Origin of the sequence: Enterobacter cloacae complex sp. P40C2 (genome assembly GCF_014930695.1) — a bacterium.
GTDB lineage: Bacteria > Pseudomonadota > Gammaproteobacteria > Enterobacterales > Enterobacteriaceae > Enterobacter > Enterobacter pasteurii.
Genome location: NZ_JADBRP010000010.1, coordinates 28,685 through 55,448, shown reverse-complemented (window position 1 = coordinate 55,448; position 26,764 = coordinate 28,685). Strand labels below are relative to the sequence as shown.

25 protein-coding genes and 1 other RNA gene are annotated in these 26,764 nt (G+C 57.8%); 20 read left to right on the top strand and 6 right to left on the bottom strand.

The window, feature by feature from the left end; translation table 11 throughout:
• Positions 1–67: 67 nt before the first annotated feature.
• The 7 genes from lon to IM304_RS16860 all read left to right on the top strand — a co-directional run bounded on the left by lon (position 68) and on the right by IM304_RS16860 (position 6,728).
• Complete coding sequence (lon, locus tag IM304_RS16890; RefSeq protein ID WP_148420287.1) at positions 68–2,422, top strand: endopeptidase La; 2,355 nt, start codon at positions 68–70, stop codon at positions 2,420–2,422.
• Positions 2,423–2,632: 210 nt separating this feature from the next.
• Positions 2,633–2,905: a nucleoid-associated protein HU-beta gene (gene hupB, locus IM304_RS16885; protein ID WP_002444653.1), complete on the top strand. Its 273-nt coding sequence runs from the start codon at positions 2,633–2,635 to the stop codon at positions 2,903–2,905.
• Between the two features lie 212 nt (positions 2,906–3,117).
• Positions 3,118–4,989 (top strand): peptidylprolyl isomerase, encoded by a 1,872-nt coding sequence (gene ppiD, locus IM304_RS16880; RefSeq protein WP_193355670.1) that lies wholly within the window; start codon positions 3,118–3,120, stop codon positions 4,987–4,989.
• Between the two features lie 148 nt (positions 4,990–5,137).
• The gene (locus IM304_RS16875) at positions 5,138–5,515 is read left to right on the top strand and encodes a helix-hairpin-helix domain-containing protein (protein WP_193355669.1); all 378 of its coding nucleotides are present in this window, start codon (positions 5,138–5,140) and stop codon (positions 5,513–5,515) included.
• A 97-nt stretch (positions 5,516–5,612) separates the two neighbouring features.
• Positions 5,613–6,011 carry a YbgC/FadM family acyl-CoA thioesterase gene (locus tag IM304_RS16870; RefSeq protein ID WP_063451689.1) on the top strand — a complete coding sequence of 133 codons (399 nt, stop codon included), beginning with the start codon at positions 5,613–5,615 and terminating at the stop codon, positions 6,009–6,011.
• Positions 6,012–6,058: 47 nt separating this feature from the next.
• Positions 6,059–6,412, top strand: a complete 354-nt coding sequence (locus tag IM304_RS16865; protein ID WP_193355668.1) for a type II toxin-antitoxin system RelE/ParE family toxin — start codon at positions 6,059–6,061, stop codon at positions 6,410–6,412.
• On the top strand, positions 6,399–6,728 hold the full coding sequence (locus tag IM304_RS16860; protein WP_148420291.1) for an addiction module antidote protein: 330 nt from the start codon (positions 6,399–6,401) through the stop codon (positions 6,726–6,728). The genes IM304_RS16865 and IM304_RS16860 overlap by 14 nt, the downstream gene beginning before the upstream one ends.
• Position 6,729: 1 nt before the next feature.
• Here IM304_RS16860 and queC read toward each other — a convergent pair whose 3' ends face one another.
• Positions 6,730–7,425, bottom strand: coding sequence for a 7-cyano-7-deazaguanine synthase QueC (queC, locus tag IM304_RS16855; RefSeq protein WP_193355667.1), 696 nt, complete (start codon positions 7,423–7,425; stop codon positions 6,730–6,732).
• A 66-nt stretch (positions 7,426–7,491) separates the two neighbouring features.
• A complete protein-coding gene (locus tag IM304_RS16850; RefSeq protein ID WP_193355666.1) occupies positions 7,492–9,192 on the bottom strand; it encodes an SgrR family transcriptional regulator in 1,701 nt (566 codons plus the stop codon).
• A 101-nt stretch (positions 9,193–9,293) separates the two neighbouring features.
• Here IM304_RS16850 and cof point away from each other — a divergent pair, with 101 nt between their 5' ends.
• The gene (gene cof, locus IM304_RS16845) at positions 9,294–10,112 is read left to right on the top strand and encodes an HMP-PP phosphatase (RefSeq protein WP_193355665.1); all 819 of its coding nucleotides are present in this window, start codon (positions 9,294–9,296) and stop codon (positions 10,110–10,112) included.
• Between the two features lie 40 nt (positions 10,113–10,152).
• Here the strand turns inward: cof and IM304_RS16840 are convergent, their stop codons facing one another.
• Positions 10,153–11,199, bottom strand: coding sequence for a PLP-dependent cysteine synthase family protein (locus IM304_RS16840; RefSeq protein WP_193355664.1), 1,047 nt, complete (start codon positions 11,197–11,199; stop codon positions 10,153–10,155).
• Positions 11,200–11,314: 115 nt separating this feature from the next.
• Between IM304_RS16840 and IM304_RS16835 the strand changes: the two genes are divergently transcribed.
• The 5 genes from IM304_RS16835 (at position 11,315) to amtB (ending at position 17,204) form a co-directional block, all read left to right on the top strand.
• Positions 11,315–11,773 carry an Lrp/AsnC family transcriptional regulator gene (locus tag IM304_RS16835; RefSeq protein ID WP_023310581.1) on the top strand — a complete coding sequence of 153 codons (459 nt, stop codon included), beginning with the start codon at positions 11,315–11,317 and terminating at the stop codon, positions 11,771–11,773.
• A 30-nt stretch (positions 11,774–11,803) separates the two neighbouring features.
• Positions 11,804–13,558, top strand: coding sequence for a SmdA family multidrug ABC transporter permease/ATP-binding protein (locus tag IM304_RS16830; protein WP_193355663.1), 1,755 nt, complete (start codon positions 11,804–11,806; stop codon positions 13,556–13,558).
• Entirely contained in the window at positions 13,551–15,332 is a 1,782-nt protein-coding gene (locus IM304_RS16825) for a SmdB family multidrug efflux ABC transporter permease/ATP-binding protein (protein WP_193355662.1), read from the top strand. The genes IM304_RS16830 and IM304_RS16825 overlap by 8 nt, the downstream gene beginning before the upstream one ends.
• A 211-nt stretch (positions 15,333–15,543) precedes the next feature.
• Positions 15,544–15,882 (top strand): P-II family nitrogen regulator, encoded by a 339-nt coding sequence (glnK, locus tag IM304_RS16820; RefSeq protein ID WP_006809867.1) that lies wholly within the window; start codon positions 15,544–15,546, stop codon positions 15,880–15,882.
• Positions 15,883–15,917: 35 nt separating this feature from the next.
• Entirely contained in the window at positions 15,918–17,204 is a 1,287-nt protein-coding gene (gene amtB / locus IM304_RS16815; protein ID WP_148420297.1) for an ammonium transporter AmtB, read from the top strand.
• 75 nt (positions 17,205–17,279) lie between these two features.
• Here amtB and tesB read toward each other — a convergent pair whose 3' ends face one another.
• Positions 17,280–18,140 carry an acyl-CoA thioesterase II gene (tesB, locus tag IM304_RS16810; RefSeq protein WP_148420298.1) on the bottom strand — a complete coding sequence of 287 codons (861 nt, stop codon included), beginning with the start codon at positions 18,138–18,140 and terminating at the stop codon, positions 17,280–17,282.
• Positions 18,141–18,343: 203 nt separating this feature from the next.
• On the opposite strand from tesB, the gene IM304_RS16805 reads away from it, so the two are divergent.
• Positions 18,344–18,871, top strand: a complete 528-nt coding sequence (locus IM304_RS16805; protein ID WP_148420299.1) for a YbaY family lipoprotein — start codon at positions 18,344–18,346, stop codon at positions 18,869–18,871.
• 36 nt (positions 18,872–18,907) lie between these two features.
• On the opposite strand, the gene IM304_RS16800 is transcribed toward IM304_RS16805, so the two are convergent.
• Positions 18,908–19,306 (bottom strand): MGMT family protein, encoded by a 399-nt coding sequence (locus IM304_RS16800; RefSeq protein ID WP_193355732.1) that lies wholly within the window; start codon positions 19,304–19,306, stop codon positions 18,908–18,910.
• An 84-nt stretch (positions 19,307–19,390) separates the two neighbouring features.
• Here IM304_RS16800 and ffs point away from each other — a divergent pair.
• The 3 genes from ffs to IM304_RS16785 all read left to right on the top strand — a co-directional run bounded on the left by ffs (position 19,391) and on the right by IM304_RS16785 (position 20,194).
• Positions 19,391–19,487, top strand: an RNA gene (gene ffs, locus IM304_RS16795) — signal recognition particle sRNA small type.
• Positions 19,488–19,730: 243 nt separating this feature from the next.
• A complete protein-coding gene (locus IM304_RS16790; RefSeq protein WP_148420301.1) occupies positions 19,731–19,982 on the top strand; it encodes a hypothetical protein in 252 nt (83 codons plus the stop codon).
• Positions 19,979–20,194 carry a hypothetical protein gene (locus IM304_RS16785; RefSeq protein WP_148420302.1) on the top strand — a complete coding sequence of 72 codons (216 nt, stop codon included), beginning with the start codon at positions 19,979–19,981 and terminating at the stop codon, positions 20,192–20,194. The genes IM304_RS16790 and IM304_RS16785 overlap by 4 nt, the downstream gene beginning before the upstream one ends.
• A gap of 70 nt (positions 20,195–20,264) precedes the next feature.
• Here the strand turns inward: IM304_RS16785 and IM304_RS16780 are convergent, their stop codons facing one another.
• Positions 20,265–21,686: a PLP-dependent aminotransferase family protein gene (locus IM304_RS16780; protein ID WP_193355661.1), complete on the bottom strand. Its 1,422-nt coding sequence runs from the start codon at positions 21,684–21,686 to the stop codon at positions 20,265–20,267.
• Between the two features lie 85 nt (positions 21,687–21,771).
• Between IM304_RS16780 and IM304_RS16775 the strand changes: the two genes are divergently transcribed.
• The 3 genes from IM304_RS16775 to IM304_RS16765 all read left to right on the top strand — a co-directional run bounded on the left by IM304_RS16775 (position 21,772) and on the right by IM304_RS16765 (position 26,725).
• Positions 21,772–22,383: a YitT family protein gene (locus IM304_RS16775; protein ID WP_148420333.1), complete on the top strand. Its 612-nt coding sequence runs from the start codon at positions 21,772–21,774 to the stop codon at positions 22,381–22,383.
• Between the two features lie 77 nt (positions 22,384–22,460).
• On the top strand, positions 22,461–23,531 hold the full coding sequence (locus IM304_RS16770; RefSeq protein ID WP_193355660.1) for a LacI family DNA-binding transcriptional regulator: 1,071 nt from the start codon (positions 22,461–22,463) through the stop codon (positions 23,529–23,531).
• Between the two features lie 104 nt (positions 23,532–23,635).
• Complete coding sequence (locus IM304_RS16765) at positions 23,636–26,725, top strand: beta-galactosidase (protein ID WP_193355659.1); 3,090 nt, start codon at positions 23,636–23,638, stop codon at positions 26,723–26,725.
• Positions 26,726–26,764: the final 39 nt, after the last annotated feature.

Sequence of the window (26,764 nt, the reverse complement as noted above, 5' to 3'; positions counted from 1 at the left end):
AATGGTTGTGTGAAGCACAGTTACATGACCAGTTTACCTGGCGGACACTAAACTAAGAGAGAGCTCTATGAATCCTGAGCGTTCTGAACGCATTGAAATCCCCGTATTGCCGTTGCGCGATGTGGTGGTTTATCCGCACATGGTCATACCCTTATTTGTAGGGCGGGAAAAATCTATCCGTTGCCTCGAAGCCGCCATGGATCATGATAAAAAAATCATGTTGGTCGCGCAGAAGGAAGCATCTACGGATGAGCCGGGTGTAAACGATCTTTTCACCGTCGGGACCGTGGCCTCTATTTTGCAAATGCTGAAGCTGCCAGACGGTACCGTCAAGGTACTGGTGGAAGGCCTGCAGCGTGCGCGTATTACCACTCTGTCAGATGATGGCGAGCACTTCTCTGCGAAGGCAGAGTACCTTGATTCACCTGAGCTTGATGAGCGCGAGCAGGAAGTGCTGGTGCGCACCGCGATCAGCCAGTTCGAAGGCTATATCAAGCTGAACAAGAAAATCCCACCAGAAGTGCTGACGTCGCTGAACAGCATCGACGATCCGGCGCGTCTGGCTGACACCATCGCTGCACATATGCCGCTGAAGCTGGCTGACAAACAGTCCGTGCTGGAAATGTCCGACGTTAACGAACGTCTGGAATATCTGATGGCGATGATGGAGTCAGAAATCGATCTGCTGCAGGTTGAGAAGCGCATTCGCAACCGCGTTAAAAAGCAGATGGAAAAATCGCAGCGTGAGTACTATCTGAACGAGCAAATGAAAGCCATTCAGAAAGAGCTCGGCGAGATGGACGACGCTCCGGACGAAAACGAAGCGCTGAAGCGCAAGATCGACGCGGCGAAGATGCCGAAAGAGGCGAAAGAGAAAGCGGAAGCTGAATTGCAGAAGCTGAAAATGATGTCTCCGATGTCGGCAGAAGCAACCGTTGTGCGCGGCTACATTGAGTGGATGGTACAGGTTCCGTGGAACACCCGCAGCAAGGTCAAAAAAGACCTGCGTCAGGCCCAGGAGATCCTGGATACCGACCACTACGGCCTGGAACGCGTGAAAGACCGCATTCTTGAGTACCTCGCGGTACAGAGCCGCGTGAACAAAATTAAAGGCCCAATCCTGTGCCTGGTAGGGCCACCGGGGGTAGGTAAAACGTCTCTGGGCCAGTCCATCGCCAAAGCGACCGGACGTAAGTACATCCGTATGGCGCTGGGCGGCGTACGTGATGAAGCGGAAATCCGCGGCCACCGTCGTACCTATATTGGTTCGATGCCGGGCAAATTGATCCAGAAGATGGCGAAAGTGGGGGTCAAAAACCCGCTGTTCCTGCTCGATGAGATCGACAAAATGTCCTCGGACATGCGTGGCGATCCGGCGTCGGCGCTGCTGGAAGTGCTCGATCCAGAGCAGAACGTCGCGTTCAGCGATCACTATCTGGAAGTGGACTACGACCTCAGCGACGTGATGTTCGTGGCGACCTCGAACTCCATGAACATTCCAGCACCCCTGCTGGACCGTATGGAAGTGATCCGTCTGTCCGGTTATACCGAAGACGAGAAGCTGAACATCGCCAAACAGCACCTGCTGCCGAAGCAGATTGAGCGCAACGCGCTGAAAGCTAACGAGCTGACCGTTGAGGACAGCGCTATTGTTGGCATCATTCGTTACTACACCCGTGAAGCGGGCGTGCGTAGCCTTGAGCGCGAAATCTCAAAACTGTGCCGTAAGGCGGTGAAACAGCTGCTGCTGGATAAGAGCCTGAAACACATTGTGATTAACGGCGATAATCTGCACGCTTATCTGGGCGTTCAGCGCTTCGACTATGGCCGTGCGGACAACGAAAACCGCGTGGGCCAGGTTACCGGTCTGGCATGGACGGAAGTGGGTGGCGATCTGCTGACCATCGAAACCGCCTGCGTACCGGGCAAAGGCAAGCTGACCTACACCGGCTCGCTCGGTGAAGTAATGCAGGAGTCTATTCAGGCTGCGCTGACCGTGGTGCGCGCGCGCGCGGAAAAACTGGGCATCAACCCGGATTTCTACGAGAAACGCGATATCCACGTTCACGTTCCGGAAGGGGCGACGCCTAAAGATGGTCCAAGCGCGGGTATTGCCATGTGTACGGCACTGGTCTCCTGTCTGACAGGTAACCCGGTACGCGCTGATGTGGCAATGACCGGTGAAATCACCCTGCGTGGTCAGGTACTGCCAATCGGTGGGTTAAAAGAAAAACTGCTGGCGGCACACCGTGGTGGGATCAAAACCGTATTGATTCCTTACGAAAATAAACGCGATCTGGAAGAGATTCCGGACAACGTTATTGCCGATCTTCAGATCCATCCGGTTAAGCGCATTGAGGAAGTTCTGACTCTCGCACTGCAAAATGAGCCGTCCGGAATGCAGGTTGTAACCGCAAAATAGTGACCTCGCGCAAAGAGCGTCAATAAAAACAAGGCTGGTAAGTCATTTCGTACTTGCCAGCCTTTTTTTGTATAGCTAATTTAGATTGCTGATTGGGTAAGCCATCAACAACGGGTGTTGTAAGGTCATAGCAGGACTGATATAACTGCTGCGCGGTCGCGCTGTGAAGGATTCAGGTGCGATATAAATTATAAAGAGAGGAAGAGAACAGTGAATAAATCTCAACTGATTGACAAAATTGCTGCGGGTGCTGATATTTCTAAAGCTGCAGCTGGACGTGCTTTAGATGCTTTAATTGCTTCTGTTACTGAATCTCTGCAGGCTGGGGACGACGTTGCACTGGTAGGCTTCGGTACTTTCGCGGTTAAAGAGCGTGCTGCCCGTACTGGCCGCAACCCTCAGACCGGTAAAGAGATCACCATTGCTGCCGCTAAAGTGCCGGGTTTCCGTGCAGGTAAAGCGCTGAAAGACGCAGTAAACTGATTGCTTTCCCGCTTCAGGGAAGCTGAAAAGTACAAGGGCGCATCATTTGATGTGCCTTTTTTGTTTGTCCAGACCTGATTTGTGCGAGTTTATGCGAGTTGTGGGCTGACAATTGCCCTGTTTTCTTGTCACAATACGCCTTTAAGCGCGACGGTCAGGATTTTCCGTCAGCGTCAGGTAACCAGTCACCTACAGCGGAGTGTTGTTACACCATGATGGACAGCTTACGCACGGCTGCTAACAGTCTCGTGCTCAAGATTATTTTCGGTATCATTATCGTGTCGTTCATATTGACCGGTGTGAGTAGTTACCTCATCGGCGGTGGCGCGAACTACGCCGCAAAAGTGAATGGCCAGGAAATCAGCCGTGGGCAGTTCGAGAACGCTTTTGCCGGGGAACGTAACCGCATGCAGCAACAGCTGGGCGACCAATACTCTGAACTGGCAGCCAACGAAGGCTATATGAAAAACCTGCGTCAGCAGACGCTGAACCGCCTTATCGACGAAGCGCTGCTGGACCAGTACGCGAAAAGTCTGGGGCTGAGCATCAGCGATGAGCAGGTCAAAAAAGCCATCTTCTCAACGCAGGCTTTCCAGTCTGAAGGCAAGTTCGACAACGCGCGTTATAACAGCATCGTAAACCAGATGGGCATGACGGCTGACCAGTACGCTCAGGCGCTGCGTAACCAGCTGACCACGCAGCAGCTGATCAATGCCGTCGTGGGCACCGATTTCATGCTGAAAGGCGAAACCGAAGAGCTGGCGGCGCTGGTGGCTCAGCAGCGCGTAGTGCGTGAAGCGACAATTGATGTTAACGCGCTGGCGGCGAAGCAGCAGGTCAGCGACGCTGAAGTTAACGCTTACTACGAGCAGAACAAGAACAACTTCGTCTCTCCTGAACAGTTCCGCGTAAGCTACATCAAGCTGGATGCGGCTGCGATGCAGGAAAACGCCACTGACGCGGATATCCAGTCTTACTACGACCAGCATCAGGATCAGTTTACTCAGCCGCAGCGTAACCGCTACAGCGTGATCCAGACCAAAACAGAAGCTGAAGCTAAAGCCGTGCTTGACGAGCTGAACAAGGGCGCGGATTTCGCGACCGTGGCGAAAGCAAAATCCACCGACATCATTTCTGCCAAAAACGGCGGTGATATGGGCTGGCTGGAAGACGCTACCACCCCGGACGAGCTGAAAAATGCGGGCCTGAAAGAAAAAGGCCAGCTGTCTGGCGTGATCAAATCCTCCGTCGGTTTCCTGGTGGCGCGCCTGGACGATATCACGCCTGCGAAAACCAAGCCGCTGGCTGAGGTTCGTGATGATATCGCTGCGAAAGTGAAGCAGGAGAAAGCGCTCGACGCCTTCTATGCCCTTCAGCAGAAAGTAAGCGATGCCGCGAGTAACGACAATGAATCTCTGGCGGGAGCTGAGCAGGCTGCCGGCGTGAAGGCGGTTGAGACTGGCTGGTTCAGCCACGAAAACCTGCCTGAAGAGCTGAACTTCAAGCCGGTTTCAGACGCCATCTTCAATGGTGGTCTGGTGGGCGAGAACGGTACGCCGGGTAGCAACTCAGATATCATCACTGTTGACGGTGACCGTGCGTTCGTTCTGCGCGTCAGCGAGCATAAAGCTGAAGCAGTGAAACCACTGGCGGAAGTGAAAGATCGGATTGTGGCGCTGGTGAAGCACAATAAAGCGGAACAGCAGGCAAAACTGGATGCCGAGAAGATCGTAGCCGAGCTGAAAGCAGGTAAGAGTGATGCGCTGAAAGCGGCTGGCCTGAGCTTTGGCGAGCCGAAAACGCTGAGCCGTACCGGTCAGGATCCTGTCAGCCAGGCGGCGTTTGGTCTTAGCCTGCCGGCGAAGGACAAACCTGTCTTCGGCACCACGACCGATATGCAGGGTAACGTTGTTCTTCTGGCGCTGGACGAAGTGAAGGCCGGCACGCTGCCAGAAGCGCAGAAGAAGGCTATGGTTCAGGGAATTACCCAGAACAATGCCCAGATTGCTTTCGAAGCGATGATGAGCAACCTGCGTAAAGAAGCCAAAATCAAGCTGGGTGATGTGGTCACTCAGGAGCAATAATTACGCGTCTGCTCGCAGATTTTCGTAACGCTCTGCAACAACCAAAGGCCGCTTTCGCGGCCTTTTCCATTTCTGCAATCTGCTGTTTGTCCCGGCTTTTCCTTGCGGCTATCGTGGCGTGGCTGTCAACAAACAAGGAGAAAACAGCATGAAACGTGGAATCAAAGCACTGTTTATTACGCTGGCTATTGCCACCTGCGGGATGAGCGCGGGAGCGCTGGCGGCACCTGCGGCTAAAGCGCAGGCCGTCCAAAACCAGGCGGAGGCAGCGCCCCAGGGGAATATTAAAGCTAACGCGACGACCAGCCCGAAAGCTGGCGAAGAGGAGGGTACGCGGGTCAGCATCAATACTGGCACCGCAGAAGAGCTGGCCCGGGCGATGAATGGCGTAGGTCTCAAAAAAGCGCAGGCCATCGTCAGCTATCGCGAAGAGTATGGTCCTTTCAAAACCGTTGACGATCTCAAACAGGTGCCGGGTATGGGAAGCGCGCTGGTTGAGCGCAACCTCGCACACCTGACGTTGTAATCGCGCAATAACTTGCACTGCGGCAAAAATTTGCCAGGATAAAGAGGTCATACCAGTTATGACCTCTGAACCTATAACAACGAAAGGCTATTGCGCTATGCAGACACAAATCAAAGTCCGTGGTTATCACCTCGATGTTTACCAGCACGTTAATAACGCCCGTTACCTTGAATTTCTGGAAGAGGCGCGCTGGGACGGCCTGGAGAACAGCGAAAGCTTTCAGTGGCTGACCGCTCACAACATCGCGTTTGTGGTCGCCAATATCAATATCAACTACCGCCGCCCGGCCGTGCTGGGGGATGTACTTACCGTGACCAGCCAGGTCCAGCAGCTGAATGGAAAAAGCGGTGTACTGAGCCAGGTCGTAACGCTGGAGCCAGAAGGGCAGGTGGTGGCCGATGCGCTAATCACCTTTGTCTGTATCGATCTTAAAACCCAGAAAGCGTTGCCGCTGGAAGGGGAGCTGCGCGAAAAGCTGGAGCTGATGATCGCGTAAATTTTTGTCTTTTATAAAAGACAAAAAGGTTTTTCAGGGATAAAATAATGAACAGGGACTACGTTGTTGAACGCTACCGGACCCGTGACGGAAAAGTGCCGTTTGAGGAGTGGGTGGCAAAAACGAGGCGTAAGGATCCGGAGACCGTTTTACGAATCCTTATGCGCGTTAACCGTGCAATAAAACGTAATTTTGGCGATTACAAATACCTAAGAGAAGGTGTTTGGGAGATGCGAATTGACTGTGGTCCCGGTTACAGGATCTATTTTGCCGTAGAGCATCGGAATGTCTTATTGTTACTCATCGGTGGCGACAAGAAGCGTCAAACAGCAGATGTTAAGCAGGCGGTAGAATATCTGAAAGATCATCTATCTCAAGGAAAAACAGATGGGCGCGCCTAAACGAAAATATTCAAGTTCTGTCAGTCATCACGATGCGGTTGTGAAAATGCTTCGCGAGAACCCTTCCTATGCTCAACTGTATCTTCAGATAGCGCTGGAAGAAATTTATGAAGATCAGGGGATCCCTGCCTATCTCATTGCGCTTCGTCAGGTCATTGAGGCCCGTGGCGGCATCGGAGAAATTTCTGCCAAAGCCGGTTTATCACGTCAGCAGCTATACCGTACCTTGTCTGATAACGGCAACCCAACGCTAACAACGCTCATGAAAGTGACGCGTGCTGCCGGCGTCAAACTGTTCGACAGCACGGTGAAGTAACTTATTTCAGCCCGGTTTTTTTCTGCATCGCGGCCATTACGCCCGCTTTATCCGCCAGATAGTGATTCAGCCCGTTTGTGCGCAGGTTGCAGGCGGCGCACTGACCGCAGCCATCCCCTTTAATACCGTTGTAGCAGGTGAGGGTGTCGTTGCGAACCACGTCCAGCTTGCCCCAGTAGTCGGCCAGCGCCCAGGTTTCTGCTTTATCCAGCCACATCAGCGGCGTTTCGAAGCGGGTCTCTTTTGCCATTCCCAGATCCACGGCGTGGTTTAACGCTTTGACAAATTCGTCCCGGCAGTCCGGGTAGCCAGAGAAGTCGGTTTCGCACACCCCCGTAATGACCGCTTCGGCCTTCACCTGATAAGCATATATTGCCGTCAGGGTCAGGAAGAGAATGTTGCGGCCCGGGACGAAGGTGTTCGGAATGCCGCTGGCGTCCGGTTCGTAATCTGGAACCGGAATACTGTCGCGGGTCAGGCTGCTAACGGCCAGTTCGTTCAGCAGCGTCACGTCCAGCACCTTGTGCGCGCGGGCCCCCAGTTTCAGGGCCAGTTCACGGGCAACGTCGATTTCAGCACGATGACGCTGACCATAATCAAAAGTGACGCAGTGAACTTCATCATACTGGTGAAGCGCCTGAATCAGGCAGGTTGTGGAATCTTGTCCTCCGCTGAACACGACGACGGCACGTTTCATAAATCATCTCGACAGTTACGGTAAAAGCGTCATGTTAACGCCTGGCTAAAGCGACGACCAGCTTCTTCACGCTTTGGGGGCCGGAAGCCAGGCTTCGGTGAAGTCAAACCAGCCACGGGTGTTAAGACGGATACCGTTCACGCCCGGCGGGGCGCTGATTTGATACTGGTAGTTAAAGAGCGGCGTCAGGACGGCATTTTCCATCAACCGGCTGAAAATAGCCTGCAGGCCCGCGTGTCGGTCGCGATCGTTGGCCTGCGTTTGCACCGCGTCCAGCGTGGCCTGCAAGTGGGCATATGCCGGTGCGCTCAGCAGATGCGGCCAGAGCGCATCGCAGCGGAGCCATTGCTCAAGCGTATATTCCGGCGCTTCGCCAATCAGCCTGTCTCCCATCATGATGTCTGCATCGGCAAGCTGCTGACATCCGTCCCACGTCTTGGCGTCGTGGAAGATGACGGTCAGTTCACAGCCCTGTAGCGCAAGGTAGGCCTTAAGCTGGCTGGCCATCATGTGAAGCTCAACCGGCAGGTGGTAGACCAGCGTCAATGACTCCGGCAGCGCAACGTCCGTTAAATCAGGCCATTGCGGGATCGCCCAGCCGGGAAGCAGTTCCCCGGTAGGGGTAATAAGCCCTTCGTTCAGCGGAAGCGTGTGCAGAAGCCTGGAGAGATGAATGATGTTGATAAGCCGCTTCGCCTGTAGCTCGCTCAGACGGGGACTCTGCTTCAGCGTGAGGTAGCAGAAGCCCAGACTGGTGCTGTTGCTGACCAGCCGCAGGCTTTCCAGCTCATCGGCTTCGCCTATGGCGATTTGCACCGGGTGGCGACAGCTGGTGCCCAGACTGTAGTCAAAAAGCTGGGGGGTGATCCAGTACTCGATAGCCTTGAGCAGCGGATGGCTCAGGTGATACTGCTCGTGACTTTCCAGGCGCACCAGTTCAGGCTCAAAAACGCTCAGACGGAAGGGACCGCTGCCGACACCGGGAATATCGGGATGCGCCAGACGGCTACAGTAGGTTGCCAGCCTGTGCGCCAGCCAGTAGTCCGGCTGATGCAGAATAAACGTCAGGCACTGGGGATGCGTGGTTTCGATACGCAAGACGCTCTGGAAAAGCGTGCGCATGACGGGCTGTGCCAGCAGCGCCGTCAGGCTTCGCTGGAGCTGCGCCGTCGCGATTTTATCGCCGTTATGCCAGTGCAGGGTGGAGCGGATGTAAAAATGCCAGCGCAGGCCGTCAGCAGAAACGTCCCAGTGATGCGCCAGATCGCCCGCGGGCTCGCTGCTGTTACCGTTGAAACGCGTTAAGCCCGAGAAGACCTGTCCCGCCAGATGCTGCTCGGCACGGCCGGGTAAAAACCCCGGATGAAGCGGCTCCAGCGAGCGATAGTAGGGGATACGCAGCGTCGGCGTATCATTTTGCCACTGCCCCCCCAGATACGGATGCAGCAGCGAGCGCAAATCTTCAGGCGCGAGCTGAGCCAGCTCCAGCACGTTGTGCTGCTGTCCGCTTTTAAGCGCGTCTTCCATCATGGTATTACGCAGCGAATCCGGGGTCACGTGAAAGGTTAGCTCTCCGCGCTTCCCTCGTCCGGACCGGGCGTGCCAGCTCAGCCAGCCCGCGTCCTGCGCCTGGCGCAGCAGGGTGCGAACGTGTCGCTCGCTGCAAAAGCAGCGGCTGGCAAGCTCGCTGATGGTCACCTGCTGCGGAGCGCCAGCGGAAGGTTGCCACAGGCGTTGATACTGGTTAAGACGGTTGAGCTGGCGCATGATAAACCCGGAACAATAATTATCATCTATTCACTATTACTTCCGTATATCCCACGCAATACTGATGCACAAGTTAACCGCATCACATTTCGGGAGTATTCATGGCTCGGCTCGCTGCATTTGATATGGACGGCACGCTGTTAATGCCGGATCACCGTTTGGGGGAGAAAACCCTGAGCACGCTTAAGCGCCTGCGCGAGCGTGACGTTACCCTGACGTTTGCTACCGGTCGCCACGTGCTGGAGATGCGCCATCTGCTGGGAGCCTTTTCCCTGAACGCGTTTTTGATAACCGGTAACGGGACGAGGATCCACGCCGTCAACGGTGATGTGCTGCACCGTCAGGATCTTGATCCGGAAGTGGCGGATATCGTCCTGCATAGCTCATGGGATACGCAGGCCAGCGTGCACGTATTTAACGACGAGGGCTGGTTTACCGGGCGCGACATTCCGGATCTGCTGCACGCTCATGTTTATAGCGGCTTCAGGTATCAGCTTATCGATCTGCGCCGGATCCCGGCACATAAAGTGACCAAGATCTGCTTCTGCGGCGATCATGACGATCTCTGCCGCCTGCGCATTCAGCTGAACGAGGCGCTTGGCGCCCGGGCGCATCTGACTTTCTCAGCGGTGGATTGTCTCGAAGTGCTGCCGGTGGGCTGTAACAAAGGTTCCGCGCTTGCGGTTCTGAGCGACCATCTCGGGCTGACGATGCAGGACTGTATGGCGTTTGGCGACGCCATGAACGACCACGAGATGCTGAGCAGCGTTGGCCGTGGTTTGATCATGGGGAACGCGATGCCGCAGCTTATTGCCGCGCTCCCCCATCTTCCGGTTATCGGACACTGCCGTAACGAAGCGGTGTCCCATTTTTTGACGCATTGGCTGGACAATAACAACCTCCCTTATTCCCCCGAATAGCGAGACCCTTCCAGCAAGCCAGGCTTCGGCCTGGCTTTTTTTATTTCACCAGCTGCGCAATCTGCGCTTTCCACGGTTCAACGTCGCCAATATTGGCCTGCACCCAGTCTGTATTGTAGTAGGTGTCGAGGTAGCGCTCCCCGCTGTCGCACAGCAGCGTTACGATGGAGCCGGTACGGCCTTCTTCGCGCATCCGCGCGGCCAGCTGTAGCGCGCCCCACATATTGGTGCCGGTAGAAGCCCCGACCTTGCGGCCAAGCTGTGTTTCCAGCCAGTGCGCCGTTGCGACGCTGGCGGCGTCCGGGACGCGGAGCATCTCATCCACCACGTCCGGAATGAACGAGGGTTCGACGCGAGGGCGACCAATCCCTTCGATCTTGCTGCCCACCGGGCTGCGCAGGCTGGCGTCGCGTGATTGCCAGTAGTCGAGGAATACCGAGTTCTGCGGATCAACGACCATCAGCTGCGTGTCATAACCCTGGCATCGGATATAACGCCCGATGGTGGCGGAGGTGCCGCCCGTGCCCGCGCTCATGACGATGTAAGCGGGAACGGGGTGCGGCTCGTGGGTCATCTGACGGAAAATGCTGTCCGCGATGTTGTTATTGCCGCGCCAGTCGGTGGCGCGCTCGGCGAAGGTGAACTGGTCCATATAGTGGCCGCTCAGCTCGCGGGCCAGCATTTCGGAGGCGGCATAGATTTCGCAGGCGCTTTCCACAAAGTGGCAGCGCCCGCCGTAAAATTCGATCTGTTCTACCTTACGTTTTGCCGTGCAGGAAGGCATGACGGCGATGAACGGCAGGCCCAGCAGGCGGGCAAAGTAGGCTTCGGAAACGGCCGTTGAACCGGACGAGGATTCAATAATCGTGGTGCCCTCTTTAATCCAGCCGTTACACAAGCCGTATAAAAAGAGTGAACGCGCCAGGCGATGCTTCAGGCTGCCGGTAGGATGGGTACTTTCATCCTTAAGGTAAAGCTGAATACCGGGAAATCCGGGCAGAGGCAGGCGGATTAAGTGGGTATCTGCCGAGCGCTGATAGTCGGCATTTATTTCGCTGATGGCATGTTTGACCCAGGTGCTATTCATCGTGATTATCCGTTTGTCATTTTGTGCCCAGCATAGCGAAAAGCACAGAAAAAATTGTTGCTATCTGGCCTTTAAAATAGAATGAAGGGAGAAAAATTTTCTCTGCGAGGTGGACATGCTAGATAAAATTGACCGCAAGCTGCTTTCATTGCTGCAAAACGACTGCACCCTCTCTTTGCAGGCGCTGGCAGATGCCGTTAATCTGACCACCACCCCGTGCTGGAAGCGCCTCAAAAAGCTGGAAGATGATGGCATTCTTCTGGGACGCGTGGCGCTGCTGGATCCCGAAAAACTGGGGCTTGGGCTGACCGCCTTCGTCCTGATAAAAACGCAGCATCACAGCAGCGAATGGTACTGTCGTTTCGTCACGCAGGTATCCGAAATGCCGGAAGTGCTCGGCTTCTGGCGGATGGCGGGGGAATATGACTACCTGATGCGCGTTCAGGTGGCGGACATGAAGCGCTACGATGATTTTTACAAGCGGCTGGTCAACAGCGTACCGGGCTTGTCCGATGTCACCTCCAGCTTTGCTATGGAACAGATTAAATACACCACAGCATTACCCATTGAATAACTTCGTAAAATACCTTCAGGAAAATACCGCGTGCGATTATTTGCCCAATTAAGCTGGTACTTTCGTCGGGAGTGGCAACGCTACCTCGGCGCGGTGGCCCTGCTTATTATCATTGCCGTCCTGCAGCTGATCCCGCCAAAAGTGGTGGGATACGTCGTCGATGGCGTTACGGAACAACATTACACCGCCGCACGGGTGATGATGTGGGTCGGTACGCTGGTGCTGACGGCCGTGGTGGTTTACCTGCTGCGCTACGTCTGGCGCGTGCTGCTGTTCGGCGCGTCCTACCAGCTCGCCGTTGAGCTGCGCGAAGATTTCTATCGTCAGCTGAGCCGCCAGCATCCCGAATTTTATCTGCGTCACCGTACCGGAGACCTTATTGCCCGCGCCACGAACGACGTGGACCGCGTGGTGTTTGCCGCCGGAGAAGGGGTGTTAACGCTGGTGGATTCACTGGTGATGGGCTGTGCGGTACTGATTGTAATGTCTACCCAGATCAGCTGGGAGCTTACTCTGCTGGCGCTGCTGCCGATGCCGCTGATGGCGCTGGCGATTAACCGCTACGGCGAACAGCTTCATGAACGCTTTAAGCTGGCGCAGGCGGCGTTTTCATCGCTCAACGATCGCACCCAGGAGAGCATGACCAGCATCCGCATGATCAAGGCGTTTGGTCTGGAAGACCGGCAGTCGGCGCTGTTTGCCGCAGACGCCGCCGACACCGGCGCGAAAAACATGCGCGTGGCGCGCATCGACGCCCGTTTCGATCCGACAATCTACGTAGCGATTGGCATGGCGAACCTGCTGGCGGTGGGCGGCGGCAGCTGGATGGTCGTGCGAGGCACCATGACCCTCGGGCAGTTAACCAGCTTTGCGATGTACCTCGGGCTGATGATCTGGCCGATGCTGGCGCTGGCCTGGATGTTTAACATCGTTGAGCGCGGGAGCGCCGCCTACAGCCGCATACGCGCCATGCTGGCAGAGGTGCCGGTGGTGAACGATGGCAGCGAGCCGGTGCCGGAAGGGCCGGGGGTGCTGAAGGCCAATATCCGCGCCTTTATCTATCCGCAAACGGAGCAGCCGGTGCTCGAAAACGTCAGCTTCACGCTGCAGCCCGGTCAGATGCTGGGCATCTGTGGCCCGACGGGGGCCGGTAAAAGCACGATCCTGTCGCTTATTCAGCGCCATTTTGACGTGAGCGAAGGCGATATTCGCTTCCACGATGTCCCGCTGCCGCGGCTGCTGCTGGACGACTGGCGCAGCCGCCTGGCGGTCGTCAGCCAGACGCCGTTCCTGTTTTCCGACACGATTGCCAACAACATCGCGCTCGGGTGCCCAACGGCCACCCGGCAGGAGATCGAGCATGTTGCGCGCCTGGCCAGCGTTCACGAGGATATTCTGCGCCTGCCGCAGGGCTACGATACGGAAGTCGGAGAGCGGGGCGTGATGCTCTCCGGCGGACAAAAGCAGCGCATCTCCATTGCCCGCGCGCTGCTGCTGGACGCTGAGATCCTGATTCTGGATGACGCGCTGTCGGCGGTTGACGGGCGTACCGAGCATCAAATTCTGCATAACCTTCGCCAGTGGGGGGAGGGGCGCACGGTCATCATCAGCGCGCACCGTCTGTCGGCGCTTACCGAAGCCAGCGAAATTCTGGTGCTTCAGCACGGGCATATTGCCCAGCGCGGTCAGCATGACCAGCTCGCAGAGCAGGCCGGCTGGTATCGGGATATGTACCGCTATCAGCAGCTTGAGGCCGCGCTGGATGAGGAGGTCGTCGATGCGTAAGTTTGGAAAGATGTGGCCGACGCTAAAACGTCTGCTGGCCTACGGCTCACCGTGGCGTAAGCCGCTTTCCATCGCCGTGCTGCTGCTGTGGATCGCCGCGATTGCGGAGGTGACCGGCCCGCTGCTTATCAGCTATTTCATCGATAACATGGTGGCGAAGAGCTATTTGCCTCTCGGCCTGGTCGCCGGGCTGGGCGTGGCGTACGTCGGGCTACAGCTGACGGCGGCGGGGCTGCATTACGCGCAGTCACTGCTGTTTAACCGGGCCGCCGTGGGCGTGGTGCAGCAGCTGCGCACGGACGTGATGGATGCCGCGCTGCGCCAGCCGCTGAGCGAGTTTGATACCCAGCCGGTCGGGCAGGTGATTTCGCGCGTCACCAACGACACCGAAGTGATCCGCGACCTGTACGTCACCGTTGTCGCAACGGTTCTGCGCAGTGCCGCGCTGATTGGCGCGATGCTGGTGGCGATGTTCAGCCTGGACTGGCGGATGGCGCTGGTGGCAATCACCATTTTCCCGGCGGTGCTGATCGTGATGGTGATTTACCAGCGCTACAGCACGCCGATCGTGCGCCGCGTGCGCGCTTACCTTGCGGATATCAATGATGGCTTCAACGAAGTGATCAACGGCATGAGCGTTATTCAGCAGTTTCGCCAGCAGGCGCGTTTTGGCGAGCGAATGGGGGAAGCCAGCCGCTCGCACTATATGGCGCGGATGCAGACGTTACGCCTGGACGGTTTCCTTTTACGTCCGCTGCTGAGCCTCTTCTCGGCGCTGGTGCTGTGCGGGCTGCTGATGCTGTTCGGCCTGACGACGCGCGGAACCATTGAAGTTGGGGTGTTGTACGCGTTTATCAGCTACCTTGGCCGCCTTAATGAACCACTGATTGAACTCACCACGCAGCAATCGATGCTGCAACAGGCGGTGGTCGCGGGCGAGCGCGTGTTCGAACTGATGGACAGGCCGCGCCAGACCTACGGCAGTGACGAACGTCCCCTGGAAAGCGGATCCATCGCGTTTGACAATGTCTCGTTCGCCTACCGAGACGACCAGCTTGTTTTGCAGGATATCAACCTTAACGTGCCGTCGCGCGGGTTCGTCGCGCTGGTCGGGCACACCGGCAGCGGCAAAAGCACGCTCGCCAGCCTGCTGATGGGCTACTATCCGTTGACGCAGGGGGAGATCCGTCTGGATGGACGTCCGCTTTCGTCGCTTAGCCACGCCGCGTTGCGCAGGGGCGTCGCGATGGTGCAGCAGGATCCGGTGGTGCTTGCCGATACGTTCTACGCCAACGTTACGCTGGGGCGGCCCTTTACCCAGGAGCAGGTCTGGGAAGTGCTGGAAACCGTGCAGCTGGCGGATCTGGCGCGCGGGTTAAGCGAGGGAATCAATACCAGACTGGGTGAACAGGGCAACAACCTGTCCGTCGGGCAAAAGCAGCTTCTGGCGCTGGCGCGCGTGCTGATTGATACGCCGCAGGTGTTAATTCTGGACGAAGCCACCGCCAGCATCGACTCCGGCACCGAGCAGGCGATCCAGCAGGCGCTGGCTGCCGTACGGGATCGCACTACGCTTGTGGTGATCGCCCACCGTCTCTCAACGATCGTCGATGCGGATACTGTTCTGGTGCTGCACCGCGGACAGGCCGTTGAGCAGGGAACGCACCGCCAGCTGCTGGAGGCAAAAGGACGCTACTGGCAGATGTATCAGTTGCAGCTGGCAGGCGACGAGCTGGCCGCCAGCGCGCGCGAGGAAGAGTCGCTCAGCGCCTGATGCACCATAACAAGGCAATGCGCTAACAGACTCAACTGTTGGTGCAAAACCGAAACGCGCCATGCACCGTCATGGTGCGTTTTTTTTTGCCGTTCTCCGGGCACCGCGCACCGCGCCGCTTTCCTGCTCGTATTTCATTTCTGGCACACCCTTTGCAATATCCCCTTCGTGTTAGCTGCGGCCATTACCGAATTCTGACAGGAGAGGATTTATGAAGCTGGTTACGGTGGTAATCAAACCATTCAAACTCGAAGACGTGCGTGAAGCGCTGTCTTCCATGGGTATTCAGGGACTGACTGTCACCGAAGTGAAAGGCTTTGGGCGTCAGAAAGGTCATGCCGAGCTTTATCGCGGGGCAGAATACAGCGTTAACTTCCTGCCAAAAGTGAAGATTGACGTGGCGATTGCGGACGATCAGCTCGATGAAGTGATTGATGTCGTAAGCAAAGCGGCCTACACCGGCAAAATTGGCGACGGCAAAATTTTCGTTGCCGAACTTCAGCGCGTCATTCGCATCCGTACCGGCGAATCCGACGAAGCGGCGTTGTAAGTAACTCCTGGCACACAGTGATAGGGATCGAGAAAATGAAGATAGCAACAATCAAAACGGGTCTGGGGTCGCTGGCGCTGCTGCCGGGCCTGGCAATGGCGGCACCTGCCGTGGCAGACAAAGCCGATAACGCCTTTATGATGATCTGCACCGCGCTGGTGCTGTTCATGACTATTCCGGGCATCGCGCTGTTTTACGGCGGCCTGATCCGCGGCAAAAACGTACTCTCCATGCTAACGCAGGTTGCCGTCACGTTCGCGCTGGTGTGCGTGCTGTGGGTGGTTTATGGCTACTCGCTGGCCTTCGGCGAGGGTAATGCCTTCTTCGGCAACGTTAACTGGGCGATGCTGAAAAACATCGAGCTGACCGCGGTGATGGGCAGCTTCTATCAGTATATCCATGTCGCGTTCCAGGGCTCGTTCGCCTGCATCACCGTGGGGCTGATTGTGGGGGCGCTGGCCGAGCGTATTCGCTTCTCTGCGGTACTGATTTTCGTGGTGGTCTGGCTGACCCTCTCCTACATCCCGATCGCGCACATGGTCTGGGGCGGTGGTCTGCTGGCCTCTCATGGCGCGCTGGACTTTGCGGGCGGTACCGTTGTGCATATTAACGCCGCGGTAGCAGGCCTGGTGGGCGCCTACCTGATTGGCAAACGCGTGGGCTTCGGGAAGGAAGCATTCAAGCCGCACAACCTGCCGATGGTCTTCACCGGTACCGCTATCCTCTACTTTGGCTGGTTCGGCTTTAACGCCGGTTCCGCCAGTGCCGCCAACGAAATCGCCGCGCTGGCCTTCGTGAATACCGTTGTGGCAACGGCTGGCGCTATCCTCTCCTGGGTATTCGGCGAGTGGGCCGTTCGCGGCAAGCCCTCGCTGCTGGGAGCCTGCTCAGGGGCGATTGCCGGCCTGGTGGGTATCACCCCGGCGTGTGGCTACGTGGGCGTCGGCGGCGCGCTGCTGATTGGTATCGTCGCCGGACTGGCGGGGCTGTGGGGCGTTACCGCGCTGAAACGCGTTCTGCGCGTGGACGATCCGTGTGACGTATTCGGCGTGCACGGCGTGTGCGGCATCATCGGTTGCATAATGACAGGCATCTTTGCCGCGCAGTCCCTGGGCGGCGTCGGCTACGCGGAAGGCGTGACCATGATGCATCAGGTGCTGGTACAGCTGGAAAGCATCGCCATTACCGTTGTCTGGTCGGGGGTTGTGGCCTTTATCGGCTACAAGCTGGCGGATATGACCGTCGGGCTGCGCGTGCCGGAAGAGCAGGAGCGCGAAGGCCTGGACGTCAACAGCCACGGTGAGAATGCGTATAACGCATAATAAAAAGCGAAACGGCAACCTTTGGTTGCCGTTTTAGTCTGTATTCCCTTACCCGCGGGAGAGGTGAGGGCAACATCATCCCCTGTTACGCATGACCCCTTCCTGAACCGTCGACGCTACCAGCACGCCATCCTGCGTATAAAACTCCCCGCGAACAAACCCGCGGGCGCTGGACGCTGAGGTGCTTTCCACGCTGTAGAGCAACCACTCGTTCATGTCGAACGGGCGGTGGAACCACATGGAGTGGTCGATGGTGGCGACCTGCATCCCTTTTTCCAGGAAACCGACGCCGTGGGGCTGTAGCGCAACCGGCAGGAAGTTGAAATCTGACGCATAGCCCAGCAGGTACTGATGCACGCGCAAATCTGCCGGTACGCTGCCGTTGGCGCGGATCCACACCTGGCGAGCGGGCTCAGCGGTGTGCCCCTTCATGGGGTTATGAAATTCGACGGGGCGGATCTCCAGTGGCTTATCGCACAGAAACTTCTCCTTCACCTGCGGAGGCAGCAGGTGGGCCAGCGCGCGGGCGATGTCGGTTTCCGATTTCAGATCGTCCGGCGACGGGGCAGGGGGCATCGTTTTTTGATGCTCATAACCCGGCTCTGGCGCCTGGAACGAGGCGGTCATGTAAAAGATGGGTTTTCCATGCTGAACGGCGGCGACGCGGCGCGCGCTGAAGCTTTGGCCGTCACGCAGAACCTCCACGTCGTACACAATCGGCTTAGCGCTGTCACCGGGGCGTAAAAAATAGCTGTGGAACGAGTGCACCAGTCGGTCTGCCGGAACCGTCTCCTTTGCTGCATAAAGCGCCTGTCCTACGACCTGGCCGCCAAATACCTGGCGTAACCCCAGATCTTCGCTCTGCCCGCGAAAAAGCCCTTCTTCTATTTTTTCCAGGTTCAGTAATGTCAGCAGATTGTTCAGTGCCTGACTCATAGTCGTCCTCAATAAACGCCGTGGCGAAAGATAGGCTGAGTATAACGCAGAAACGATAGTGGTCCGATGGGTGGAATTATCTTAATACCTGGGCAAAATTAGGCATAAATCCGTGATTTGTGCCACACTTGTTTACGTTATGTGAATAAAACGACATCGGATGGGATCGATCCCGCCGGTGCATTGATGATAAGGAGACTTCAATGAAACTCGTGCCTATGTTAAGCGGTGTTGCAATGGCGGTGGCGTTGTCCGCCTGTGCGGATAAGAGTGCCGATGTAGCGGTACCAACGGCGACCCCAAACGGGATTAACACCCTTTCACAGCAAGCTATTCGACAGCCTAACGTGTCCGGTACCATCTGGATCAAACAGAAAGTTGCTCTGCCGCCGGACGCGGTTTTAACGGTCACGTTATCCGATGCGTCTCTGGCGGATGCACCGTCTAAAGTGCTTGCACAGCGTGCAGTTCGTACAGAGGGTAAACAGGCACCGTTCAGCTTCGTGCTGCCGTACAACCCGTCTGACGTGCAGCCAAACGCGCGTATCCTCCTGAGCGCGGCGGTAACGATCAACGATAAGCTGGTCTTTATCACCGATACCGTGCAGGAAGCGGTTAACAAAGGCGGCACTAAAATCGACCTGACCCTGGTCCCGGTACAGCAAACTGAAGTGCCTGTTGCAACGCAGACCAATCAGCCGACGCTGCCAACGGCGCCAACGCAGCTGTAATTTCCTCTCGCCCTCTTCATCTTTCTGAAGAGGGCGTCAGTATTCCCAGCGATACCTTTGCATATCAATCCTGCCAGAACCGGTTACCTGCACCCCCTCAGACAGTAAAGCCTGACGCTGACGCTGCAAATCTGGCCCGGTGAGGGAGATTTCTCCATGTCGGTTGACCACCCGATGCCAGGGTAACGTGCTCCCCTCCGGCAGCCGTCTCAGCACACCGCCTACCTGACGCGCCGCGCGCGGTGAACCCGCCAGCCGGGCGACCTCGCCGTAGGTCGTCACGCAGCCTTCGGGGATAGAGGCCACAATCTGCCATACTCGCTGCGGAAAAGTGTCATGTTCGTCCATCGTTACTCCTGAGGAATAATCCGCGAAGGGCAATGGTAAACGAAGATAACGCGGATTGCTTCGCCAGTTTGCGCAATAATCCAGCATCCGGTTGCCGACGGCTTGCAATTGAGGTGCACCACAGGGATAATGCGCCAGCGCGTTGGTTATCAACGCTCTCAATGGGGGCTCTGTTGGTTCTCCCGCAACGCTACTCTGTTCACCAGGTCAGGTCCGGAAGGAAGCAGCCAGGGCAGACGACGTGGGTGCCGGGATGTAGCTGGCAGGGCCCCCACCCATTTGTGCTTCCCCATCTTTTCTTCAGAATATCCCTGTTATTACTGTGCCTGTTACGGTCCGCGTAATATATCTTTCATTCAATTGAAATAATATTGTCATAAACCTGTAATAATAGACTGTCATTTTATTATCGGGCGTCTTTTTGTTGTTATAAGCAAAAAATATATATCTGGATAAGAATGTTATCTTCGTGTATTAAATAAAACACGTATTCCGAAGGGATGTGACAATTATGGTGACTGCGGTATTAAACGTTAAAATTGATGAAGCGCTAAAAGAAAGACTTCGCCACTATGCGGAAGTAAATAATGAGAATTTAAGCGTGACCACGGAGAAACTGCTGCTGCTGGCATTTGAAGCAGTAGAAGAGGCGGGAGTATCGGAAGAGGATATTGATAATCAGCATACGGAAGAAGAGAGCGTAACTCCATTTACTCCTAAAGAAATCAAAGCACTACGTAAACTTCTGAAGAAGAGAAAATGAAACAACAACTGTCGACTGCCAGTGACTACAACGAGGCCTGCAGCCTGTTGCGTTCCGGCTACGTGAAGCACGTCCGTCTCGGCTGGAATGTAGGAAGCGATGAGTTCTTTAGAATTGCATCTGACTGGTGTGATACCGGTGCAAAAATAAAGAAAGAAGGGGATAATTTTATTATTTCCCTGAAAGGCTTCCCGATCCCTCCTCAACATTAAGCTTGCCGTTATGAAAACTGCTGACTGCATGCGTTACAGTCAGCAGTTTTTATTGTTTCTGTCGAATAATTTACACTAGGCTCCGCTTTACCGGCGGCGTGCTGTTATTTAGGGCAAGCCACAGGGGTTTGATCCGCAGTAATGCCGCTTCAAGTTCGGGCGGGTTGAGCGAGAAGGGCATCCGCAGGTAGCGGTCAAACGCCCCTGAAAGCCCAAAGCGCGTGCCGGTGCCCATGGTGATCCCGATTGATTCCGCACGCGCGGCCAGCTGGGTCGCCAGCGGGCCGGGTAGCTCAATCCAGTATGAAAGCCCGCCTTCCGCCTTATGAAAGCGCCATTCGGGAAAATGTTCCCGCAGCATCTGTCCGCAGCGGTCGCGCCGTTCAGCCAGCATTTTTCGGCGAGCGGGCAGGAACGTCTCACCGTTTTCGATAAGCCAGAGCGTGGCCAGCTGTTCGAGCACAGGCGAGCCCAGATCCAGCGCGTCGCGCGTCTGGGCGAGCGTGGCGATAGTGCGGGACGAGGCGCGGATCCAGCCGAGGCGTAGCCCGCCCCAGAAGCTTTTTCCAGCGGAACCCAGCGTAATCACGTCGGCCTCCGGGTTAAACGCGGCCAGCGGCGGCGGCGGGGGCGCGTCAAACCAGAGATCGACCATCGTTTCATCTGCCACCAGCGTGGTGCGGGTTTGCGCGGCGATGTCGGCTAGCGTCTGGCGCGTTGCGGCGTCCATGCAGCGCCCCGTCGGATTATGAAAATCCGGCATCAGATAGGCCAGACGAGGAGCGGTCTGGGCAAGCGTTGCGGCAAAACCATCGGTATCCCAGCCCGTCTCAGGAAGCGAGACGCCCACGGGACGGCAGAGCGCGCCCTGAATAGCGGCTATCGCCAGCGGGTAGCCTGGATGATCTACCACCACGCGATCGCCGGGGCCGGTCAACATGCGTAAGACCAGGGCAAAGCCGCTGACGGCGCCGTTTACCACCATCACTTCGTCTGGCCGGGTTGGCAGTCCACGCGCGGTATAGCGGATGGCGATGGCCTCACGCAGCGCCGGCAGGCCAAGCCTTTCGTACCCCGTCAGCGCCAGATGCGGCGTGATGGCCGCAAGCGCGTGGGTGTAAGCCTGATGGATCTCGGGTCCCGCGTTGAGTGCGGCGGTAGAGAGATCGAGCGCGGCGCTTGCCGTAGAGAGGGTGGGCACGGCGCGGCTGTCTGGCAGGATAACCCGCGAACCGCTGCCGTGACGACTCTCCAGATACCCTTCGTCCCGCAGGTGGGCCAGCGCGCTGCTGATGGTGGTCCGGCTGACGTCAAGCGCGGCTGCCAGCTCCCGCTCGCCGGGCAGACGGGTATACAGCGCCAGCCTGCCGTCGAGAATTAACAGCCGTAGCGCATCGGCCAGCTGGCGCCACAGCGGAGTACGGGAAGCGGCATGCTGCCAGTGGCCTAACAGACGTGCCAGAGACTGGCTCCCAAAACGACGTGATGACATGTGCAGTCCACTATTTGAAAACTGGACATTAATCATAGTGCCATTTTCACCGAAGATGGAAGCCTGGTTCTTCGGAGAAGATAAAATGGTACGTCGTCTGGTACAACTTTATGCCGGCTTAGGCCTCTACGGGCTATCAACCGCCATGTTCATACGCTCGGATCTCGGGGTCGATCCCTGGGACGTGTTTCACCTTGGAGTGGCAATCCAGGCCGGGTTAAGCATCGGCACGGTGATTATTTTGACCGGGGCCGCGGTGCTGCTGCTGTGGATCCCGCTGCGCCAGCGTCCCGGTCTCGGCACCCTCAGCAACGTCATTTGTATCGGCCTGGCGGCAGACGCGTCAATGGCGCTTTTGCCGGAACTTACCTCGATGCCCGTGCGCATTACCCTGCTGGTATCCGGCATCGTGGTGAACGCCATTGCCACCGGGATGTATATCGGCGCGGGGTTTGGCGCAGGCCCGCGCGACGGCCTGATGACCGGCATTCACGCCCGGCTGGGCTGGTCGATTCGCAGCGTGCGCACCGCCATTGAGGTGAGCGTGTTACTCATCGGCTGCCTGCTCGGCGGAACGTTTGGCGTCGGAACCGTGCTGTATGCGTTAACCATCGGCCCGCTGATCCAGCTCTGTTTGCCGTGGTTTCGCCAGAAGCCACGGGGGCTGACCGCACCGCGGCCGGAGCGCATTGTTTGATTTTGCGAAGCGCTCACAGGCTTTAATGGCGTAACTGTGCCAGAATAGCGGCTTCTCTTTTTGCGATGTCAGAATGCATGAAAGCCATCACTCTTTATGACGTTGCCCGCGTGGCGGGCGTTTCTTATCAGACCGTTTCCCGCGTGATTAACGACGCGGAGCACGTTTCTCCCCGCACGCGGGAAAAGGTCCGGCAGGCCATGGCGGAGCTGCACTATGTGCCTAACCGCGGCGCGCAGCAGCTGGCCGGAAAGCGCACCCGCACGCTGGGGCTGATCACGGCCGATCTTGCGCTGCACGCGCCGTCGCAAATTGCCTCAGCCGTAAAATCCCGCGCGGTGGAGCAGGGGGCAAGCGTGCTTATCTCGATGGTGGATCGGCCTGCCCGGTGCGGGGCCGCCCTGCAGGAGCTGCTGGCCCAGCGCGTGGAGGCGCTGCTGGTGAACGTTCCGCTGGAGGATACGCAGGCAGAAGCGCTACAGGACATGGCTTCGCCGGTTCCGGTGCTTTTTCTCGACGTGTCCCCTTCCGCGCGGGTGAACAGCCTCGTGTTCGATGCGGGGCAGGGTGCCAGCCTGGGGGCGGAGCATCTGCTTTCGCTCGGGCACCGGCGAATCGCTCTGCTCGCCGGGCCGGAAAGTTCTGTCTCTGCCCGGGCACGTCTGGCGGGATGGAAAACCACGCTGGCTAAGGCAGGCGTGGACGCGCTGGCTGTGGCGCACGGTGACTGGAGCGCGGCCTCTGGCTATGAGAAAGGGCATCACCTGCTGGCGGGTCCGGCGCTGCCGGAGGCGATACTCGTCGCAAACGATCAGATGGCGCTCGGCGTCATGCGCGCCTGTGCGGAAAAAGGCATAGCGATACCGGGCCAGATTTCGGTGGTCGGGTTTGATGATACCGCCGACAGCGCCTGGTTTTCACCCCCGCTTACCACCGTTCGGCAGGCGTTCCGTGAAGCCGGCGAGCGCAGCGTGGAATGGCTTCTGGCACCAGCCCGTAGCGAAACGCGCTGGCAGAAACAACTTCCCGTTACGTTGATCGTTCGCCATTCCACTGCACCGCGCGCCGGGCAGCAGGCCGATCGTGAAGCGCTGGCGCAACAGCTCAGAGCGCTGGCGCTGCTGGCGGAGAAGCTGGCCCGAGGCTGACGCTTTTGTGATCGGGCTCGCCTGGTGACGATCTCGGCCTTTACCGCGACCGTTTACCAGGGCATGTTGGCTATAAATTGTGAGCGCTTCGCAAAGAGGTTAATATGTCTTCTATCCCCCCGCTGACCCTCAGCGCACTTCTCGCTCGTCGTGACTGGGAAAACCCCGGCGTGACGCAGTGGAACCGTCTGCCCGCACACGCGCCTTTTCACAGCTGGCGTGAAGAAACGTTCGCCCGTGAGGATAAGCCTTCGCTGAGCAAGCGCTCGCTTAACGGCCGCTGGCGATTTAATTTCTACGCCGCGCCAGAGCTGGTGCCCGAGGCGTGGGTGACGGACGATCTCGCTGATGCCGTCGGGATGCCCGTGCCGTCAAACTGGCAGATGCAGGGGTTCGATACCCCCATTTATACCAACGTCACCTACCCATTTCCGGTGAACCCGCCGTATGTTCCGGCTGAAAACCCTACCGGCTGTTACTCGCTCACATTTGACGTGGAGGAGGCCTGGCTGCACGGCGGGCAAACCCGCATCGTCTTTGACGGAGTTAATTCGGCTTTTCATCTGTGGTGTAACGGCACGTGGATTGGCTATTCACAGGACAGCCGCCTGCCTGCCGAGTTCGATCTCAGCCCCGTGCTGCGCCCGGGTCAGAACCGCCTGGCGGTGATGGTACTGCGCTGGTGCGACGGCAGCTATCTGGAAGATCAGGATATGTGGCGGATGAGCGGCATATTCCGCGACGTCTCGCTGCTGCACAAGCCAGAAACGCGGATCGCCGATTACCGGATTGTGACCGACCTGAATGCCGAATGCGATCGGGCGGTACTCCGGGCAGACGTTGCGCTGGAAGGATCACGCTACGCCGGGTGCGAGGTGGCGTTTACCCTGTGGCGTAATGGCGAAGCCTGCGCGCGCGCCGTTCAAAAGCCAGGCTCGGCCGTCGTGGACGAGCGCGGCAGCTGGGCGGAGCGGCTTACGGTTGCGATACCGGTAAACGCCCCCGCGCTGTGGAGCGCCGAAACGCCGGCACTTTATCGCCTGACCATAACGCTCAGAGATGCGCAGGGCACCGTGCTGGAGACCGAGGCCTGCGATGTCGGCTTCAGGCGCGTTGAAATCAGCAACGGCCTGCTGAAGCTCAACGGCAAACCGCTGCTGATCCGCGGCGTGAACCGCCACGAGCACCATCCTGAAAGGGGTCAGGTGATGGACGAAGCCACCATGCGCCGCGACATTGAGCTGATGAAGCAGCATAACTTCAACGCCGTGCGCTGTTCGCACTACCCGAACCATCCTCTGTGGTACACGTTGTGCGATCGCTATGGCCTGTACGTGGTCGACGAGGCGAATATCGAAACCCACGGCATGGTGCCGATGAGCCGCCTTGCGGACGACCCGCGCTGGCTGCCTGCCATGAGCGAGCGCGTCACCCGTATGGTCCAGCGTGACCGTAATCACCCGTCAATTATCATCTGGTCCCTGGGCAATGAGTCGGGTCATGGAGCGAACCACGACGCGCTGTACCGCTGGCTGAAAACCACCGATCCCACGCGCCCGGTGCAGTATGAAGGCGGCGGGGCCAATACGGCGGCAACCGATATCGTTTGCCCGATGTATGCCCGCGTCGACTGGGATCAGCCGTTCCCGGCGGGGCCGAAGTGGTCGATTAAAAAGTGGATCGGCATGCCGGAGGAAACGCGCCCGCTGATCCTGTGCGAGTATGCGCACGCGATGGGCAACAGCTTTGGCGGTTTCGCCAGCTACTGGCAGGCGTTCCGCAGCCATCCCCGGCTGCAGGGAGGCTTTGTCTGGGACTGGGTCGATCAGGCGCTGACGAAGGAAGACGAGAACGGCACGCCATTCTGGGCCTACGGCGGGGATTTTGGCGATAAGCCTAACGATCGTCAGTTCTGCCTTAACGGACTGGTGTTCCCGGACCGCACTCCGCATCCAGCCCTTTACGAGGCGCAGCGTGCCCAGCAGTTTTTCACCTTTACGCTGGTGAGTACTTCTCCGCTGGTGGTTGAGGCACAAAGCGACTATCTGTTCCGTCATACCGACAACGAACAGCTGCACTGGTCCGTAGCGCGTGACGGGGCGGCGGTGGCCTCCGGCGAGATTGCGCTCTCTGTCGCGCCGCAGGAAGTACAGCGCGTTGAGATCCCTTTGCCTGCGCTTGCCGCCGGACCGGGTGAGGTCTGGCTCAACGTTGAGATCGTTCAACCTAAGAGCACGCCATGGTCTCCGTCCGGCCACCGCTGTGCCTGGGATCAATGGCCGCTACCGGCTCCGCTGTACGTTGCGCCACCGAAGGCGGGCGGGACGGCCCCGCAGCTAACGGTGCAGGACGAGGTGCTGGATATCATCCATCAGCAGCAGCGCTGGCAGTTTTGCCGCATCACCGGGAACCTGGTCCAGTGGTGGAATGCGGGCGCTGAAACGCTGCTTACTCCTGTCACGGATAACTTTACCCGCGCGCCGCTGGACAATGATATTGGCGTCAGCGAGGCGACCCGCATCGATCCGAACGCATGGGTAGAGCGCTGGAAGGCGGCGGGTATGTATGAGATGTCGCCACGCCTGCTCCGGTGTGAAGCGGAGCAGCACGAGCGTGAAGCCGTGGTGACCACGCAGCACGTCTGGGAATACCGGGACAGAGCGCTGTTCGTGAGCCGCAAGATCTGGCGGATTGATGACCACGGCGTGCTGCACGGTGATGTGCAGGTGACGGTGGCGTCCGATATTCCGGAGCCTGCCCGGGTGGGCCTGAGCGTTATGCTGGTGGATATTCCGGAAACGGTACGCTGGCTGGGGCTGGGTCCGCTGGAAAACTATCCGGACAGAAAGCTGGCGGCGCAGCAGGGACGCTGGGCGTTACCGCTGAAGGCCATGCATACGCCGTATATCTTTCCGTCGGAAAACGGCCTGCGCTGCGACACCCGCGAGCTGTCGTTTGGCTCGCATCAGCTGCAGGGGCAGTTCCATTTCTCCCTGAGCCGCTACGGTCAGCGGCAGCTGACTGAGGCAACGCATCAGCATCTGCTGCGGGAAGAGGCGGGCAGCTGGCTGAACCTGGATGCTTTCCACATGGGCGTTGGGGGAGATGACTCCTGGAGCCCGAGCGTGGCGCCGGCCTTCATCCTGCAAAACCGCCAGCTGCGCTACAGCTTTAGCTGGCAGCAGAACGGCTGAGACGTAACGCGCGGCCACGCCAGTGGCCGCGTCACCCCG

Excerpts from the sequence above, each read along its gene's own strand:
- IM304_RS16875 (WP_193355669.1), top strand. The coding sequence starts at position 5,138 with ATGAAACGTGGAATCAAAGCACTGTTTATTACGCTGGCTATTGCCACC.
- IM304_RS16765 (WP_193355659.1), top strand. The coding sequence starts at position 23,636 with ATGTCTTCTATCCCCCCGCTGACCCTCAGCGCACTTCTCGCTCGTCGT.
- IM304_RS16850 (WP_193355666.1), bottom strand. The coding sequence starts at position 9,192 with ATGCGCCAGCTCAACCGTCTTAACCAGTATCAACGCCTGTGGCAACCT.
- IM304_RS16840 (WP_193355664.1), bottom strand. The coding sequence starts at position 11,199 with ATGAATAGCACCTGGGTCAAACATGCCATCAGCGAAATAAATGCCGAC.
- IM304_RS16785 (WP_148420302.1), top strand. The coding sequence starts at position 19,979 with ATGAAACAACAACTGTCGACTGCCAGTGACTACAACGAGGCCTGCAGC.
- queC (WP_193355667.1), bottom strand. The coding sequence starts at position 7,425 with ATGAAACGTGCCGTCGTCGTGTTCAGCGGAGGACAAGATTCCACAACC.
- IM304_RS16825 (WP_193355662.1), top strand. The coding sequence starts at position 13,551 with ATGCGTAAGTTTGGAAAGATGTGGCCGACGCTAAAACGTCTGCTGGCC.
- tesB (WP_148420298.1), bottom strand. The coding sequence starts at position 18,140 with ATGAGTCAGGCACTGAACAATCTGCTGACATTACTGAACCTGGAAAAA.
- IM304_RS16835 (WP_023310581.1), top strand. The coding sequence starts at position 11,315 with ATGCTAGATAAAATTGACCGCAAGCTGCTTTCATTGCTGCAAAACGAC.
- IM304_RS16865 (WP_193355668.1), top strand. The coding sequence starts at position 6,059 with ATGAACAGGGACTACGTTGTTGAACGCTACCGGACCCGTGACGGAAAA.
- glnK (WP_006809867.1), top strand. The coding sequence starts at position 15,544 with ATGAAGCTGGTTACGGTGGTAATCAAACCATTCAAACTCGAAGACGTG.
- IM304_RS16870 (WP_063451689.1), top strand. The coding sequence starts at position 5,613 with ATGCAGACACAAATCAAAGTCCGTGGTTATCACCTCGATGTTTACCAG.
- IM304_RS16770 (WP_193355660.1), top strand. The coding sequence starts at position 22,461 with ATGAAAGCCATCACTCTTTATGACGTTGCCCGCGTGGCGGGCGTTTCT.
- IM304_RS16775 (WP_148420333.1), top strand. The coding sequence starts at position 21,772 with ATGGTACGTCGTCTGGTACAACTTTATGCCGGCTTAGGCCTCTACGGG.
- cof (WP_193355665.1), top strand. The coding sequence starts at position 9,294 with ATGGCTCGGCTCGCTGCATTTGATATGGACGGCACGCTGTTAATGCCG.
- ppiD (WP_193355670.1), top strand. The coding sequence starts at position 3,118 with ATGATGGACAGCTTACGCACGGCTGCTAACAGTCTCGTGCTCAAGATT.
- lon (WP_148420287.1), top strand. The coding sequence starts at position 68 with ATGAATCCTGAGCGTTCTGAACGCATTGAAATCCCCGTATTGCCGTTG.
- IM304_RS16790 (WP_148420301.1), top strand. The coding sequence starts at position 19,731 with ATGGTGACTGCGGTATTAAACGTTAAAATTGATGAAGCGCTAAAAGAA.
- amtB (WP_148420297.1), top strand. The coding sequence starts at position 15,918 with ATGAAGATAGCAACAATCAAAACGGGTCTGGGGTCGCTGGCGCTGCTG.
- IM304_RS16860 (WP_148420291.1), top strand. The coding sequence starts at position 6,399 with ATGGGCGCGCCTAAACGAAAATATTCAAGTTCTGTCAGTCATCACGAT.
- IM304_RS16780 (WP_193355661.1), bottom strand. The coding sequence starts at position 21,686 with ATGTCATCACGTCGTTTTGGGAGCCAGTCTCTGGCACGTCTGTTAGGC.
- IM304_RS16805 (WP_148420299.1), top strand. The coding sequence starts at position 18,344 with ATGAAACTCGTGCCTATGTTAAGCGGTGTTGCAATGGCGGTGGCGTTG.
- IM304_RS16800 (WP_193355732.1), bottom strand. The coding sequence starts at position 19,306 with ATGCTGGATTATTGCGCAAACTGGCGAAGCAATCCGCGTTATCTTCGT.